This window comes from Thermodesulfobacteriota bacterium, assembly GCA_040756475.1.
GTDB lineage: Bacteria > Desulfobacterota > Deferrisomatia > Deferrisomatales > JACRMM01 > JBFLZB01.
The window spans coordinates 16,669-31,284 of the sequence record JBFLZB010000034.1 but is presented as its reverse complement, the minus strand read 5'-3'; the positions used below and the strand labels follow the sequence as shown (position 1 = coordinate 31,284).

The 14,616-nt window shown below is 70.5% G+C and carries 14 protein-coding genes and 1 tRNA gene; 2 read left to right on the top strand and 13 right to left on the bottom strand.

The features are described from left to right. Positions 1–228: 228 nt before the first annotated feature. The 10 genes from AB1578_07155 to AB1578_07110 all read right to left on the bottom strand — a co-directional run bounded on the left by AB1578_07155 (position 229) and on the right by AB1578_07110 (position 11,859). Positions 229–882, bottom strand: a complete 654-nt coding sequence (locus AB1578_07155) for a GntR family transcriptional regulator (protein MEW6487676.1) — start codon at positions 880–882, stop codon at positions 229–231. Positions 883–1,395: 513 nt separating this feature from the next. Next, positions 1,396–2,883 (bottom strand): aminomethyl-transferring glycine dehydrogenase subunit GcvPB, encoded by a 1,488-nt coding sequence (gcvPB, locus tag AB1578_07150; protein MEW6487675.1) that lies wholly within the window; start codon positions 2,881–2,883, stop codon positions 1,396–1,398. Beyond that, positions 2,880–4,208, bottom strand: coding sequence for an aminomethyl-transferring glycine dehydrogenase subunit GcvPA (gcvPA, locus tag AB1578_07145; protein MEW6487674.1), 1,329 nt, complete (start codon positions 4,206–4,208; stop codon positions 2,880–2,882). Before gcvPA ends, gcvPB begins: the two co-directional genes overlap by 4 nt. Then, positions 4,208–4,618: a glycine cleavage system protein GcvH gene (gene gcvH / locus AB1578_07140; GenBank protein MEW6487673.1), complete on the bottom strand. Its 411-nt coding sequence runs from the start codon at positions 4,616–4,618 to the stop codon at positions 4,208–4,210. The genes gcvPA and gcvH overlap by 1 nt, the downstream gene beginning before the upstream one ends. Positions 4,619–4,742: 124 nt before the next feature. Continuing rightward, entirely contained in the window at positions 4,743–7,388 is a 2,646-nt protein-coding gene (locus AB1578_07135; protein ID MEW6487672.1) for a glycine cleavage system protein T, read from the bottom strand. Positions 7,389–7,688: 300 nt separating this feature from the next. Further along, positions 7,689–7,970, bottom strand: a complete 282-nt coding sequence (locus tag AB1578_07130) for a hypothetical protein (GenBank protein MEW6487671.1) — start codon at positions 7,968–7,970, stop codon at positions 7,689–7,691. Positions 7,971–8,098: 128 nt separating this feature from the next. Next, a complete protein-coding gene (locus AB1578_07125; protein ID MEW6487670.1) occupies positions 8,099–9,376 on the bottom strand; it encodes a TRAP transporter large permease subunit in 1,278 nt (425 codons plus the stop codon). After that, positions 9,376–9,876: a TRAP transporter small permease gene (locus tag AB1578_07120; GenBank protein MEW6487669.1), complete on the bottom strand. Its 501-nt coding sequence runs from the start codon at positions 9,874–9,876 to the stop codon at positions 9,376–9,378. Before AB1578_07120 ends, AB1578_07125 begins: the two co-directional genes overlap by 1 nt. An 87-nt stretch (positions 9,877–9,963) precedes the next feature. Next, positions 9,964–10,977, bottom strand: coding sequence for a TRAP transporter substrate-binding protein DctP (gene dctP, locus AB1578_07115; GenBank protein MEW6487668.1), 1,014 nt, complete (start codon positions 10,975–10,977; stop codon positions 9,964–9,966). Positions 10,978–11,229: 252 nt separating this feature from the next. Continuing rightward, positions 11,230–11,859 (bottom strand): histidine phosphatase family protein, encoded by a 630-nt coding sequence (locus AB1578_07110; protein ID MEW6487667.1) that lies wholly within the window; start codon positions 11,857–11,859, stop codon positions 11,230–11,232. Here AB1578_07110 and AB1578_07105 point away from each other — a divergent pair. Beyond that, positions 11,852–12,253: a hypothetical protein gene (locus AB1578_07105; GenBank protein ID MEW6487666.1), complete on the top strand. Its 402-nt coding sequence runs from the start codon at positions 11,852–11,854 to the stop codon at positions 12,251–12,253. The genes AB1578_07110 and AB1578_07105 overlap by 8 nt on opposite strands. Positions 12,254–12,269: 16 nt before the next feature. Here AB1578_07105 and AB1578_07100 read toward each other — a convergent pair whose 3' ends face one another. Next, positions 12,270–12,992 carry an RluA family pseudouridine synthase gene (locus tag AB1578_07100; protein ID MEW6487665.1) on the bottom strand — a complete coding sequence of 241 codons (723 nt, stop codon included), beginning with the start codon at positions 12,990–12,992 and terminating at the stop codon, positions 12,270–12,272. A gap of 144 nt (positions 12,993–13,136) precedes the next feature. Here AB1578_07100 and AB1578_07095 point away from each other — a divergent pair. Then, a tRNA-Thr gene (locus tag AB1578_07095) sits at positions 13,137–13,212 on the top strand. A 215-nt stretch (positions 13,213–13,427) separates the two neighbouring features. Here the strand turns inward: AB1578_07095 and AB1578_07090 are convergent. Together AB1578_07090 and AB1578_07085 are read right to left on the bottom strand one after the other, a co-directional pair. Next, positions 13,428–14,219 (bottom strand): DNA adenine methylase, encoded by a 792-nt coding sequence (locus AB1578_07090; protein ID MEW6487664.1) that lies wholly within the window; start codon positions 14,217–14,219, stop codon positions 13,428–13,430. A gap of 163 nt (positions 14,220–14,382) precedes the next feature. Then, positions 14,383–14,610: a hypothetical protein gene (locus AB1578_07085; GenBank protein MEW6487663.1), complete on the bottom strand. Its 228-nt coding sequence runs from the start codon at positions 14,608–14,610 to the stop codon at positions 14,383–14,385. Between the last annotated feature and the right edge of the window lie 6 nt (positions 14,611–14,616).

Sequence of the window (14,616 nt, the reverse complement as noted above, 5' to 3'; positions counted from 1 at the left end):
TTCGCCTCCACGGCCTTGGCGAACTCTAGGGCGAGCTCGTGGCGGGCGTCGCCCTCGGAGAACTGGTGGGAGATCCGAAGCTCCCGGGCCTCGATCCCGGGGGCGGCCCCCAGGACGGCGATCCCCAGGGCGAGGGCCGCGACGGTGGGGGCGAGGGTGGAGTGGCGCATTGCGAGCATGTCTGCCTCCTTTTCGGCATAGGGTGAGGGGGTGGGGGGGTGGCGGGTCTCACTCCCGGTAGAGCGCCGTCAGGGCTTCGCACTGGCGGCGCAGGTGCTCCTTCATCAGCTCCTCGGCTGCCGCGGGGTCCCGGCGCCGAAAGGCCTCCAGCAGGACCCGGTGCTCCCGGATGGACTGGTCGAAGCGGTCGGGCTGGTAGAGCTGCCGGTACCGGTAGAGGAAGATCTTCTGGCGCAGGCCGTTGACGATGCCGTTCAGGGTGGCGTTGTGGGTCAGGGCCTGCACGAACTCGTGATAGGCGTGGTTGGCCTGGATGTACGCCTCCTCGTCCCGCCGGGCATAGGCCCGCTCCAGGGCGGCGTGGAGGGCCTCGAGCCGGGCCAGGTCGCCCTGGGAGAGGCGCTCGGCGGCGATGCGGGCGCACAGGCCCTCCAGGGCCTCCATCACGGCGAACATATCCTGGATCTCGGCCATGCCGGGGCGGGAGATGCGGGCCCCCCGCCGGGGAACCACCTCCACCAATCCTTCGGCCGCCAGCACCCGGAAGGCCTCCCGGAGCGGCGTGCGGCTGATCCCCAGCTCCTCGCAGAAGGCCACCTCCGAGATCCGCTGGCCCTGCTCGAGGTGCCCCTTGCGGATCATCTCCCGGATCCGGTCGGCGACGTCCTGGTGGAGCGGTCGGGCCTCGATCTTCCGGAGCACGGCGCCTCTCTCGGAGGGTGGGAGGAGCAGACGGCATCCTGTATACAATATGCAAGACGCCGTCGCAAGAAAAAAGAACGATGTTTGCACGACGCGATTCCAGCCGACAGGGCCTGTTCTCGCGTAAGAGCGGCCCTGGCCGCGAATGGAAACTCATGAGAGTCGCCGGATGCGGGGAGGGAGAGGACAGGCGCCCGGGGAGTCATCGCGGGCAAGCCCGCTCCGGCGAGGCCGTGGAGGGTGGGCTGTGGTGCCGCGGCTTTGGACAAAGACAACCGACGTTCTAGCGAGGATCTCCGTTGCCCTCCCGAGGCCTGGCCGGGGAGCGCCCCCTGGAGGGGCGCAGAGCCCCGAATCGCTATCGGGATCCGTATCGGGGGGTGGGGTCGGGGTCGGTATCGGGATCGGGGTCTGGTGCCGGGGGTCAGGGTCTGGCTTGAGGTCGGTATCGGAGTCGACACCGATAGCGATACCGATACCGATCCCGACGGAAAGGCTTTCGGGGCGCGGGGATCACCCCGTGAGGCAGGGCTGGCGGGCGGCGGCGGCTTCGTCCAGGCGGGTGACCAGGGTTCGGGTGGGGGCGGCGCGCAGCAGCTCGGGAGACTCCTCGGCCTCCCGGGCGATGGCCCGCACGGCGGCGATGAAGGCGTCGAGGGTATCCTTGGACTCGGTCTCGGTGGGCTCCACCATGAGGGCGCCGGGCACCACCATGGGGAAGTAGACCGTGGGGGGGTGGAAGCCGTAGTCGATGAGGCGCTTGGCGAGATCCTGCGTGTTGACCTTGTGGGGGCGCTGCTTCGCGTCGCTGAAGACGCACTCGTGGAGGCAGGGCCGGTCGAAGGGCAGGTGGAGCACGTCCCGCAGCGCCACCCGCACGTAGTTCGCGTTCAAGACCGCGAGCCGGCTCGCCTGGGCGAGGCCCTCGGCCCCCAGGGTCCGCAGATAGGCGTAGGCACGGACGAGCACCCCGAAGTTGCCGTGGAAGGCGTGGACCCGACCGATGGACCGGGGGCGGTCCACTTCCCAGGCGAAGGCTCCGTCGTCTCCCCGGACCACCCGGGGCGCGGGGAGGAAGGGCTCCAGGTGGGCCTTTACGCACACGGGCCCCGCCCCCGGACCGCCCCCGCCGTGGGGGCCCGAGAAGGTCTTGTGGAGGTTGACGTGCATCACGTCGGCCCCGAGCTCCCCCAGGCGCACGGCGCCCAGGAGGGCGTTCAGGTTTGCGCCGTCGCAGTAGACCTGCCCCCCCCGGGCGTGCACCGCCGCGGCGATCTCCGGGAGCTCCTCCTCGAAGAGGCCCAGGGTGTTGGGGTTTGTGACCATGATCCCGGCCGTGTCCTCGTCCATCAGGGCCGCTACCGCGGCGGCCGTGAGGATGCCCCGGCCGCCGGAGGCCGCGGCCACGGGGGTGTAGCCGCACAGGGCGGCGCTGGCGGGGTTCGTTCCGTGGGCCGTGTCGGGGATGAGGATCTTGGTGCGCTCCTCCCCCCGGGAGCGGTGCCAGGCCTCGATGAGCAGCAGCCCCGTGAGCTCTCCCTGGGCGCCGGCCGCGGGTTGGAGGCAGACCGCGTCCATCCCCGTGACCTCCGCCAGGCCGCGCTCCAGCTCCCAGAGGAGCCCCAGCGCCCCCTGGGCGAACCCGGCGGGAAGGAGGGGATGGCTCCCGGCGAAGCCGGGCAGGGCCGCGAGGCGGTCGTTCGCCTTGGGGTTGTACTTCATGGTGCAGGAGCCCAGGGGGTAGAAGGCGGTGTCCACCCCCACGTTCCACTGGGAAAGACGGGTGTAGTGGCGCACCACCTGGGGCTCGCTGAGCTCCGGCAGGTCCGGGGGCTCCCCCACCAGGCCGAAGTCCAGGGGCGCCTCGGGCACGTCTCGCCGGGGCAGGGAGAAGCCCCGGCGGCCGGGGCGGCTCTGCACCCAGAGCAGGGGCTCGTCGAACACGAGGCCCGTGCGCCCCGGGGTCGGGTCTATGGGACTCACGGGACTCACGGGACTCATGGCGCCATCGCCTCCGCCAGGGCCTCGAGGTCGGCCCGGCTCTTGGTCTCGGTGGCGCACAGGAGGGTGCACCCCGCGAGCTCCGGGTAGTCCCGCTCCAGGGGCAGGCCCGGCACGAAACCCTTCTCCAGCAGCCCCTCGTACCGCCCCGGGTCCTCCCCCGGCCAGCGGACCACGAACTCGTGGAAGGTTGGGGCGGAAAACCTGGGCCGGATTCCCCGGGCAGCCAGCGCCCCCTTGAGGTGCTCGGCCTTGTCGTAGTTGAGGCGGGCGAGCTCCCGCAGGCCCTGCTTCCCCAGGCAGGCCAGGTAGGCGGCGGCGGTGAGGGCGCAGTGGCTCTGGTTGGTGCACACGTTCGAGGTGGCCCGCTCCCGCCGGATGTGCTGCTCCCGGGTGGCCAGGGTGAGCACGAACCCCCGGCGGCCGTTGCGGTCCCGGGCCTTGCCCACGAGCCTGCCCGGGAGGTTTCGCAGATGGGCCTGCCGGGCGGCGAAGAGCCCCAGGCCCGGCCCTCCGAAAGACGGGGGCAGCCCCAGGCTCTGCCCCTCCCCGCACGCCACGTCCGCCCCCTGGGCCCCGGGGGACTGGAGCAGGCCGAAGGCCAGGGGCTCGGTGAAGCATGCCACCAGGAGCCCCCCGCCGGCGTGGGCCGCCTCCGCCGCGCCGCTGAGGTCCTCGACGCACCCGAAGAAGTTGGGGGACTGGACGGCCACCGCCGCCAGGTCCGGGATGCCGTTCAGGGCCGAGAGGTCCGTGCGGCCGTCCTCGCCGTAGGGCAGCTCCACGGTCTCGAAGTCCGTGGGCTCCAGGTAGGTGGCGAGCACCCGGCGGTAGGCCGGGTGGACGGCCCGGGAGACCGCCAGCCTCGTCCTCTTGGTGACCCGCAGCGCCAGCAGCACCCCTTCGGCCAGCGCCGACGCCCCGTCGTAGAGGGAGGCGTTGGCCACCTCCATCCCCAGGAGGCGGGCCCCCAGGGTCTGGTACTCGTAGATGGCCTGGAGGGTGCCCTGGCTCACCTCGGGCTGGTAGGGGGTGTAGGAGGTGAGGAACTCGGCCCGGCCCGCCACCGCCGGGACCGCGGCCGGGATGAAGTGGTCGTAGCTCCCGGCCCCCAGGAAGACCCGGCCGCGGGGCGCACCGGTGCGGGCGGCGAGGTGGCCCAGGTGCGCTTCGAGCTCCCACTCGGTCAGCGCCTCCGGCAGGTCCAGGGGCCGGACGGTGCGGCAGGCCTCCGGGATCGGGGCGAAGAGGTCCTCCAGGGTCGCGGCCCCCACCGCCGCGAGCATCTGGGCCACCTCCTCCGGGGTGTGGGGGAAGTAGCGCACTACCCCTCCTTGGCGCCCAGGGACGCCCGGTAGGCCGCCGCCGACAAGAGCCCCTGCTGCCATCCCCCGGACTCGTCGGGCCGCACCCGGACGAGCCACCCCCCGCTGTAGGGCTCGTCGTTCACCAGTTGGGGCGCGTCCGCCAGGGCGGCGTTGACCTCCGTCACTTCCCCGGCCAGGGGCAGGTACAAAGGCGAAACAGCCTTCACCGACTCCACCGTCCCGAACTCCCCCCCCGCCTCGAAGTGCGCGCCCACCGCCGGCAGCTCCACGAACACCACGTCCCCGAGCTGGTCCTGGGCGAAGTCGCTGATCCCCACCCGCACCAACTCCCTCTCGCTTCGGGCCCACTCGTGGCTCGGGGCGTAGAGGATGTCCTCGGGAAAGGCGAGCTCGCTGAGATCCTTCATGTGGCCTCCGTGTGCTGTTGCCCGTTATCGGTATCGCCATCGGGATCGGTATCGGTATCGCGATCGGCCGTACAACTTCGATACCGATCCCGATACCGATACCGATAGCGACAGTAACTGATCCCTACAGCATCCCCCGAAGCTCCTCCAGCACCGGCCCGAGCTCCTCCCCCCGGAAGCAGTACCCAGGCTCCAGGAACCGCTGGCGCAGGGCCTTCACCTCCTCCCCCACGTGTCTCCCCCGGAGCACGGCGTCGGCCATGAGGCCGGCGAGTTCCTCGAAGTCCTTTGGCTCCATGCCGAAGCGGGTCATCTCGGCCACGCCGAGCCGGAGGCCCCCGGCGGCGGTAAAGCCCTCCTCGTCGGGGAGCGCCTGGTAGTTGCACACGATGTTGCTCTCCTCCAGGCGCCGGGCCACCTCGGGACCCCTTGCGTACCCCACCTTCACCACCACCTGGTGGGTCTCGGTGTAGCCCAGGGCCGGGTCGCCGGCCACGGCCAGGCCCGCGGCGGCCAGCGCCCGGGCGAAGGCCTTGGCGTTGGCGAGCACGGCGGGCTGGTAGGCGCGCCGGAAGTGGTTCATCTCGTAGGCGGCCACCAGGCACCCGAGCAGCGTGCCCAGGTGGTGGTTCGAGACCGAGCCGGGGAAGGTGCGCCGCTGCACCGCCTCCCACACCTCGTAGCGTTCTTCGTGCTCCTCCCAGTCGCAGGCGATCACCCCCCGCTGGGTGCCGAAGAAGGTCTTGTGGGTCGAGCCCGTCACGAGGTGGGCGCCGTCGGCGAAGGGCTCCTGGAAGTGGGGCCCGGCGAGGCCCAGCACGTGGGCCATGTCATAGAGGATCACGGCGTCCAGCTTCTGCGCGTCCACGAAGCGGCGCACCTCGGCCACGGGCTCGGGGTGGAGCACCATGCTCTTGCCGAAGACGATGAGCCGGGGGCGGTAGCGGTCGATCACCTTCAGGGCCTCGGGCACGTCGATCCGGTAGGGATTCTCGGGGAGCACCGGGAACTCCTCCACCGCGGGCCGGTCGGTGCGGGGGTCCCGGGCCACGAAGTCGCGCAGCGCCCCCATGGGCTGGGCGCTCAGGTGCCCGCCCCGGATGATGTGGTTGTTCACCGCCTGGCGAAGCCGCCGGGGCTCTCGCTTGGGGTCGGCGCGGTTGGCATACTCCACGAGCGCGCCAAAGACGACGGCGTTGGCCATCTGGCCGCTCACGGGCCGCACCTCGGCTTCCCGGCAGCCCAGGTACCGGCGAAACTCCCGCACCAGGAGCTCTTCCACCTCCCGGATGAAGTCCACCCCCTGGTAGTAGAAGACATCGGTCTCGTAGAAGGCCTCCACCTCCTTGTGCTCGGCGTAGCGGAAGGCCGGGTCCATCACCGAGACGAGCCGGGCCAGGGGGGAGGGGGTCATCTCCGAGGGGATGAGGTTCATGCACTCCCGCTGGCGCCATCGGGTGTTCTCGGCGGTCTTGCGCAGCAGCGCCAGGACGAGCTCCGGCTCGGAGCCCGCCGGAAGCTCCGGGGGGGCCGGCTCGTGGCCCTGGAGGATGGGGCGGGCAAAGGGCGGGGCCTCGCTGCGAAGGTGGTACTCGACCACGACGGCCTCCACGGGCCGGCCCCGCACCTCCACCTGCACCCGGTCGTCCCACACCAGGTCGCAGTCCAGGTAGGCGAGGCACAGGGATCGCAGCCCGTGGCGGTCCGTCGGGAGGGCGTCGAGCCCGTCGCCGTCGAAGACCCGGTAGGGCACCCGGGTGCCGCTCGTGACCCAGCCGACCCTGCGGCCGCCCCGGAGCACCGGGTCCCCGGCCCGGGCCACCCCCGGCCCGAGCAGCGCCACGGGCTGGACGAGCCGGGGAAGGTCGGTGCGCCGGGCATAGTCCCGGTAGACGATCCCCTCGAAGGCCTCCCGCTGGCGCAGCAGCGCCGCGCGCCCCAGGTAGGCCCCCTTGAGGGGCGAGAAGCTCACCGCGGTCTTGGCCAGCGGGATGGCGAAGCAGGGGATCTCGCGCCCCTCGGGGTCGAGCCCGAGCTCGTGGCCGTAGAGGGGCATCCCCGCTTCCAGGCGCAGGGTGTCCCGGGCGCCCAGACCGGCGGGGGTCGCGCCCGCGGCGACAAGGCGGTCCCAGAGGCCGGGCCCCCGGGCGGCGTCGCAGAAGAGCTCGAAGCCCAGGGGCTCCCCCGTGTACCCGGTGCGGGAGACCCGCACCGCGGCTCCCCCGATCCGCACCGATCCGAGCTGGTTCTTCAGGGGATCCGGGAGCCGGCCCGCTTCGATCACCGACTCCAGGAGGTCCCGGGACCGGGGCCCCTGGAGGGCGAGCATGGCGGTCTCCCGGGTGCGGTCGGCGAGCCGCGCGTCCCCGAAGTGGAGGAGGTGCGCGGCCAGGTGGGCCAGGTCTTTCTCTCGGTTGGCCGCGTTCACCACCAGCAGGAACTCGTCCTCCACGAAGCGCAGGAGGTACGCGTCGTCCACCGCCCCTCCGGTCTCGGTGGGGATCAGGGTGTACTGGGCCTCCTCCACGTCGGGACCCGCGGCGTTGTTGGTGAGCGCGTGCTGGAGGAAGGACAGGCCGTCGTCCCCCCGCACCGCGAGGCGCCCCATGTGGGAGACGTCGAAGAGCGCGGCGCCGCTGCGGCACGCCAGGTGCTCCCGGACGATCCCCCCCGGGTACTGGAGGGGCATCTCCCACCCCCCGAACGCCACGAACTGGGCGCCCAGGGCGCGGTGCCGGTCGCAGAGGGGGGTTCGCAAGAGCTCGCCCACGGTGGGGTTCCTCCCGGCGCAGAGGCTTCGACAGCTGGCATTCAAGCGGGTTTTGGGGCCGCGTCAAGGACGGGAAACGGCGCCGGAGAAGCCGCGTAAGGAAGAGTCGAGCCCCGGCGTGTCTGACGGGAGGGCAGGAATCGCGGTGGCAGGGAGCCGGGCCTCCCGCCGCCTCATGATTGGCAGGCGTCGCGCTACCCGGCCGGCGAAGGCAGGTGCAGGAGGCGGCGATGGATCAAAGGTTCCAGGTCCCTGCGCCCGTCGAGCACCGCGAATACGTAGCCCCGCGAATCTTCCAACTCATCCATCGCCTGCCCGCCGCCGCTCAATCTTCTCGAACACCCTCGCGGCGGGCTCGAAGTCGCCCTGCTCCACTGCCCGTTGCCCCAGGGCGGCGAGTCTGAGGAAGGCAAGGGCTTCGCGAGTCTCTTCGTAGCTCTCCACGTCCTGGATGATCGGCTTGGCCTCTCCCCCGAAGGTAACGAGCATAGGACGGCGGGTCTCGACCACGCTCGCCAGGGCTTCCTCGGTGTGCCGCTTCACGTAATCCAGGGACTTGATGACCGTCGCGCTCTCGCCCATGGGTTCCTCGTCTCGCCCCGATCGGCGATGGACCGCAGCCGAGCGCCCACCGTCGCAGCAGGCGACTTCAGGAGCACGCCAAGTAACTGAGCAGATTCGCCCGCCTGGGGCAAGCCTCCCAGTGGCCCTCACCGGTAGAACGTCTGGGGCAGCCACAGGCATACCGCCGGCACGAAGGTCACCACGAGGAGGGCGCCGAGGAGCAGCAGGACGAAGGGGGCCGTGGCCAGGGCGATGGTGCCCATGGGCTTCTTGGTCAGGCCCATGGCCACGAAGAGGTTCAGGCCGAAGGGCGGGGTCAGGAAGCCCGCCTCGATGCCCAGCACCATGAGGATGCCGTAGTGCACCGGGTCGATGCCCAGCCGCTGGAGGGTCTCGGCGAAGATGGGAGAGAGGATGAGCATGGCCGAGACGTTGTCGCCCACCGATCCCAGGAGCAGGAAGAGCACATTCACCAGGAGCAGGAAGGCCCAGGCGCTGTCCACCCGGCCCAGGATCCACTCGGCCACCAGGAGCGGGAGCCCCTGGCTCGTCAGCAGCCACACGAAGGTCATGGCGCAGGCCAGGATGAGGAGCAGCGAGCCCGAGAGCACCGCCGAGTCCACCAGCGCCTGGTGGAGCCCCCGCAGGGTGAGACCCCGGTGGATGACCGCCTCCACGAAGAGGGCGTACACCACGCTCACCGCCGCGGCCTCGGTGGGGGTGAACACCCCGGAGTAGATCCCCCCCAGCACGATCACCGGCAGGAAGAGCGCCCAGATGCCCCGGCGCACCACCCGCAGGCTCTCGGACCAGGTGTACCCCTGGTCCACCCGCCACTTCTCGCGGCGCGCGCGCCACACCACGTAGGCGATGAAGATGCCCCCGATGAAGAGCCCCGGGCCGATGCCCGCCAGGAAGAGCTCGGCCACCGAGACGTTCATCACCAGGGCGTAGAGGATCATGGGGATCGAAGGCGGGATCACGATCCCCAGGCTCCCGGAGGCCGTCACGAGGCCCACGGAGAAGTTCTCCGGGTACCCGCTGCGGGTGAGCGCCGGGATCATGATCGAGCCGATGGCCACCACCGTGGCCGGGCTCGAGCCGGACAGGGCCGCGAAGAACAGGCACGCCAGCACCGCCGTGACCGCGAGCCCCCCCCGCTTGTTCCCCACCAGGGCCCGCATCACGTCCACCAGGCGCTGGGCCATGCTGCCGGTGGTCATGATCCGCCCCGCCAGCACGAAAAACGGGATGGCGAGGAGCACGAAGCTGTCGAGGGCGTTGAAGATCTGCTGGGGCAGCACCAGGAGCGGGGTGCTGGTGTGGAAGGCCACAGTCAGGGCGGTCACCCCCGCGAGCACCGCCGCGATGGGCACCCCCAGCAGGAGCAGGAGGACGAAGGCGACCGCCACGGTGACGAGCATCAGGCGCCCTCCCCCGTGCCGGCGCCGCTCCAGGCCCCCCGGACGTCCCGGAGGGCCTGGAGGAGGAAGCGCACCGCGATGACCGCCGAGAGCGCCGGAATCGGGGCGTAGGGGATCCACATGGGGATCCGCAGGCTCGCGCTCGTGACCCCGAAGCCATACAGCCGCGACGTATGCTTCCAGCCGTACCACATCACTACGGCGAAGAGGGCCGCCGTAAGCAGGCTCGCGAGCGCCCGTACGGCGCACGAGAACCGCGGGGGCAGCGCCTTCACCAGGGCCTCCACCGAGAAGTGGGTGCCGTGCTTCACCCCCACGCTGGCGCCCAGGAAGGTGAGGAAGATGCCGGCGTACCGGCCGAGTTCCTCGGCCCAGTCCAGCCCCGTGGAGAAGGCGTAGCGCAGCACCACCTGGGCAAACGCGAGCAACGCGAGCCCGAGCAGGGTCCAGCCGAGGACGAACTCCTCGAGCCGGTTCCAGAGGCGCAGGAGACGCAGCATCAGGTGCATCGGGGGCGAAGCGTGACGCGCGTGGGGTTCGGCGCGACCCGTCATCCGTCACCCGTCACGGGTCACGCGCCACCCTTCCTACTTGCCCGCGTGCTCTTCTACCTTCTTCATGACGAAGTCGAAGAACTCCGCCCCGATGATGGGGCGGTACTTGTCGTACACGGGGTTCATGGCCTGCCGGAAGGCAGCGCGCTCCTCCGCGGTGAGCTCCACCGCCTGCACGCCGTTCTTCTCGTTGTACTCCGCGATCGACATCTCCAGGTTGGGAAGCTTCTGGAACTGCTCCGCGGTCACCCGGCGGTTGGTCTCGATGGCCTCCCGGGCCGCCAGGCGGAAGACCTGCTGCACCTCGGGGGGCAGGCGCTTCCAGTAGTCGGCGTTGACGATGATGATGCACTCGGTGAGCGTGTGGTCGGTGAGCGTGACGTACTTGGCCACCTCGGGGAACTTCATCAGGATCGACGTGTAGTGGGGGTTGTCCTGGGCGTCGATGACCCCCTGCTGCAGGGCCGTGTAGATCTCGGGGAAGGGCATGGGCACGGGCACCGCGCCCAGCTGCTTGAAGGCGTCGAGGTAGATGGGGGCCTCGAGCACCCGGATCTTGATCCCCGCCAGATCCTGGGGCTTGCGGATCGGCCGCTTCGTGTTGCTCAGGTGGCGGAATTCGTTCTCCGTGTAGCCGATGGCGACGAGCCCCTTGGCCGGGAAGTAGCCGAAGAACTTCTCCTGGAAGGCCGGATCGCCGAGCACCGCGTAGGCCGTGCGGCGGTCGGGCCACAGGAACGGAAGGTCCAGGGCGGCGGCCTGGGGCACGAAGTTCGAGAGCACCGCCGTGGTGATGGACGCGACCTCCAGGGTCCCCATCTGCACCTGCTCGGCCATGGAGCGCTCCCCGCCGAGCTGCCCCAGGGGGAACACCTGCACCGTATACGCCCCCTTGGTCTGCTCGCTCACCACCTCGGCAAAGCGCAGCAGGCCCTGGTGCTGGCCGTGGAAGGCCGGCGCCACGTGGCCGAGCTTCAGGGTGTTGGCGGCCGGGGCCGCCGAGGCGGCGGCGAGGAGCAGCGAAAGGGCAACCGCGAGGCGCTTCATGGTTTCCTCCTTGGCGAGGTATGGAAACGGGCGGCTGCAAGGATAGAACAGCGCACGGCAAAACGAAACACCCTTGACGCCCGTCCCGGCCCCACTCCCATTCCCCATCCAAATCGAAATCGATATCGAAATCGACCCCCGATAGCGATACCGACAGCGATAGCAACCACATCGCTATCGGTATTGACCCCGGCCCCGACGGCGCGCGAGCACAAGGGGCGGCCGCATCTGCCGGGCCGCGGCGGTTCTCTCCTACCGCGCGGGCCGCCGGTGGTCCACCAGCGGCTTCTCCCCGGGGTCTTCCGTCGCAAAGACGAGCGTCGTCACCGAGCCCGTGGCGGGGTACCCGCCGGCGATGCCCAGGGGAGCCAGCCGGGTCTTGTTGGCCGGGATCACCTCCCGGCCGCCGCACCAGAGGGCGAGGAAGGCGATGGGGTCCCCGTGGGTGACCGCCACGGTGTGGAGGCCGGCAAATCGCCCCCGCACCCGCTCCACGAACCGCAGCACCCGCGCCAGCACGTCGGCGGGCTGCTCGTAGCCGGGCCCCGCGCCGGTGTACACGTCGTCGGCCCGGGCGCGGACGGCCGCGGAAGAACTGCCCTCCCAGGGGGTCTTGACCTCCAGGAGGAGCCGCGAGACCCTGGCCGGGCCGACGAGACCAGCGCGGGCGCGCAGGATCTCCCAGGCGGTCTGTCGCGCGCGCAGCAGCGGGCTCGAATACACCCCTGCCAGGGGCCCAGGTTCCAGGAGGGCCGCGGCCGCACGGGCCTCCTGGCGGCCTCGTTCGCTCAGGCCGAAACGGGGCAGCCGGCCGTAGAAGACCGCTTGCGGGTTGTGCACCCGTCCGTGGCGGACGAAGGAGAGGCGGGTTTCCATGGGCATGGGGTCGATCTGCCGTCCTGGGAGGAGCCGCACCCTCGCGTGGGGCGCCGTGATTCTCGGCCTCGCCGTCGCAGGGTGCCGGGGTGGGGAGCGCCCCCTCGTCACGGTCTCCGGCAAGACCGCCTACGGCGATCTCGCGGTGGAAGAGGTCGCGGTGACCGCCCTGCGGGCAGAGGGCGGCGCGTGGCTTCCGGCGGCCGCGACCCGATCCGGCTACCATGGCTCCTGGGTGCTGCGGCTTCCCGCGGGCACCTACCGCCTGGAGGCCCGGGGCTCTCTCCCGGGTCCCGGCGCAGGGGCGCTCCTCCTCGCCGGCGCGCGAGAGGGCATCGTCCTCACGGGCGCCGAGGGCCGGCTCGACCGGCTCGTCATCTCCCTAGTCCCTGACCCCTGACCCCTGACCCCCCGCCCTAGCCCCCCGAACCCGCCGCGCCCCGCAGGCGCGCCACGAGCCGCTCCATGTCCGGCGCCAGGGGGGCCTCGAAGGCCACGGGCCTCCCCGTGACGGGGTGCAGGAAGGCGAGCTTCCAGGCGTGGAGGGCCTGGCGCTGCAAGCGCGCCTCCCGCGCCTCCTCCGCCGCGTAGTGCCGGTCCCCCACCAGGGGGTGCCCGGCGGCGCGAAACTGCACCCGGATCTGGTTCTTGAGCCCCGACTCCAGCCGCACTTCGAGCAGCGTCGCCCCCCGCAGGCGCTCGCGCACCCGGTAGTGGGTCACCGCCTCGGTCCCCCCCTGGGGCACCACCCGCTGCCGAAAGCCGTCCGCCGTGAGCTCCAGCCGGTGGCGCAGGATACCCGACTCCGCCGCCACCTCCCCGCGCACCAGGGCCAGGTACGTGCGCTCCGGGGTCCGGCCCCGGAACTGGTGCACCAGGTTCTGCCACGCCGCTCGGCTCTTGGCGAAGACCACGAGCCCCGAGGTGTACCGGTCGATCCGGTGCACCGGCATCGCCGTGCGCTTCTGGCTTACCAGGTAGCGGTCCAGGAGCTCCTTGAGGTTGCGGGACTGCTTGCCCGGGATGGGCACCGAGAGGATCCCGGCGTCCTTGTCCGCCACCACCAGGTGCACGTCCTCGTACACCACGCGAAACGGTCTGCGGCGCCCCTTGCCGGGCTTCCTCTCCTGGGTTTTCACGGCAGCTCCGAGTTTGGAGTCAAAGGAGCCCCTTGGTATGCCATCCCGGGTTCCGTGTCAAATGGAGGGGGGGCGGGGCGGCGGTTCGTGGGGGGTTTGTCCTTTACAGCATCCCCGCTTTGCGCTAAGAATTCCGCCCTCCCCGCCGGGATAGCTCAGTCGGTAGAGCAGCTGATTCGTAATCAGCAGGTCGTCGGTTCGAGTCCGATTCCCGGCTCCAGCAAAATCAAGGGCTTAGGCGATTCGCCTGGGCCCTTTTGGCTTCTTGAGCTACAAGTGCAGTGTCGTCGGGACCTGCTGGACTGTCTCTTTCAACTCTTGACTCACGTCAAGGCCCCTGACGCCGGACAGTTCTTTTGCGACGGCGCGCCAAATGGTTTGCGACACCGGGGCGGGGTGGGGGTTGCCCTTGGCACAGTCTTTGCCTGTCGCTGTTCATGCCTTGCGCCTTGCCCGGCCCTCCCTGGGGGGCGTGAGGTAGATGAGCTCTCTGGCCCGGGTCGCCTTGTCTCCCCCTCCCACCGTATAGCGGTGCTCCACCTCTACCGCGGGCAGGTCCGCGAAGAGGGCGCGGATCGCAGGGTGGTCGTTGATGGATAGCACCATCCGCCCCTCGATATTTCGCGCCGCCTCGGCGAGGGCCTCGTACTCCTCCCAGGGGAACGCCACGCCGTACCCTTCGGTTTGCCAGTAGGGCGGGTCGCAGTAGAAGAGCGTGTGAGGTCGGTCGTACCGGCGCACGGCCTCGCGCCAGTGCAGGTGCTCGATGGTGGCGTCCGCCAAGCGGAAGTGCGCCTCCGCCAGGTCCTGTTCCAGCGAGAACACGCTGAACCGCGGGCGGTTCGTGGTCGTCGTGCCGAAGGTCGGCTTCTCCACCTTCGCCCCGAAGGCGAGCTTCTGTAGGTAGAGAAACCGCGCCGCCCGCTGCACGTCGGTCAGCGTCTCGGCGGGGGTGTCGCGCAGCCACTCCCAGTTCTGTCGGCTCGTCAGCGTCCACTTGAACTGCCGGGACAACTCCTCCAGGTGGTGCTTCACCACCCGGTACAGATTCACGATCTCGCCGTTGATGTCGTTGAGCTCCTCGGCCTTCGACGGCGGCTTCAGGAAGAAGATCGCGGCGCCGCCCGCGAAGGGCTCCACGTAGCACTCGTGGGGCGGAAGCATCGGCAGAATCCGCCCGGCCAGCCTTCGTTTTCCTCCGATCCACGGGATGATGGGCTTCGGCACGTGAGCCTCCATTGTCAAGCGTGTCTTGACGTGCTAGCGTCCGCCCGCCCCGTACGGCGGCGGGGGAGCCTTGGCTGGGCTCACAGTCTTGGCTGTGGGCTTGGCGGCCGGGCCGGTGCTGTAACACCTGCCCGGTCGCTCCCTCTTTTCTCCTCCTTCCTCGCTACACCTCCACGTCGTACCCCGTCAGCGCCGGTGCCTCTCCCTCCACCACGCCCCCCCGCACCCATGCCTTGAGGCCCACTGCCACGTCCTGCCCTCTGGCTCGGTACACGGCGCCGTCGGGGGCTTGTAGGGTGCTGGTGCCGTCGAGGTTGTGGCTTAGCACTTCGCCGACCAGTAAGGGAGCCGTGGCGGGCACGAGGGCTTGTAGTCGGCGAAGAAGGTTCATTTCTCG

Excerpts from the sequence above, each read along its gene's own strand:
- gcvPB (MEW6487675.1), bottom strand. The coding sequence starts at position 2,883 with ATGAGTCCCGTGAGTCCCGTGAGTCCCATAGACCCGACCCCGGGGCGC.
- gcvH (MEW6487673.1), bottom strand. The coding sequence starts at position 4,618 with ATGAAGGATCTCAGCGAGCTCGCCTTTCCCGAGGACATCCTCTACGCC.
- AB1578_07130 (MEW6487671.1), bottom strand. The coding sequence starts at position 7,970 with ATGGGCGAGAGCGCGACGGTCATCAAGTCCCTGGATTACGTGAAGCGG.
- AB1578_07125 (MEW6487670.1), bottom strand. The coding sequence starts at position 9,376 with ATGCTCGTCACCGTGGCGGTCGCCTTCGTCCTCCTGCTCCTGCTGGGG.
- AB1578_07120 (MEW6487669.1), bottom strand. The coding sequence starts at position 9,876 with ATGCTGCGTCTCCTGCGCCTCTGGAACCGGCTCGAGGAGTTCGTCCTC.
- dctP (MEW6487668.1), bottom strand. The coding sequence starts at position 10,977 with ATGAAGCGCCTCGCGGTTGCCCTTTCGCTGCTCCTCGCCGCCGCCTCG.
- AB1578_07105 (MEW6487666.1), top strand. The coding sequence starts at position 11,852 with ATGGGCATGGGGTCGATCTGCCGTCCTGGGAGGAGCCGCACCCTCGCG.
- AB1578_07110 (MEW6487667.1), bottom strand. The coding sequence starts at position 11,859 with ATGCCCATGGAAACCCGCCTCTCCTTCGTCCGCCACGGACGGGTGCAC.
- AB1578_07085 (MEW6487663.1), bottom strand. The coding sequence starts at position 14,610 with ATGAACCTTCTTCGCCGACTACAAGCCCTCGTGCCCGCCACGGCTCCC.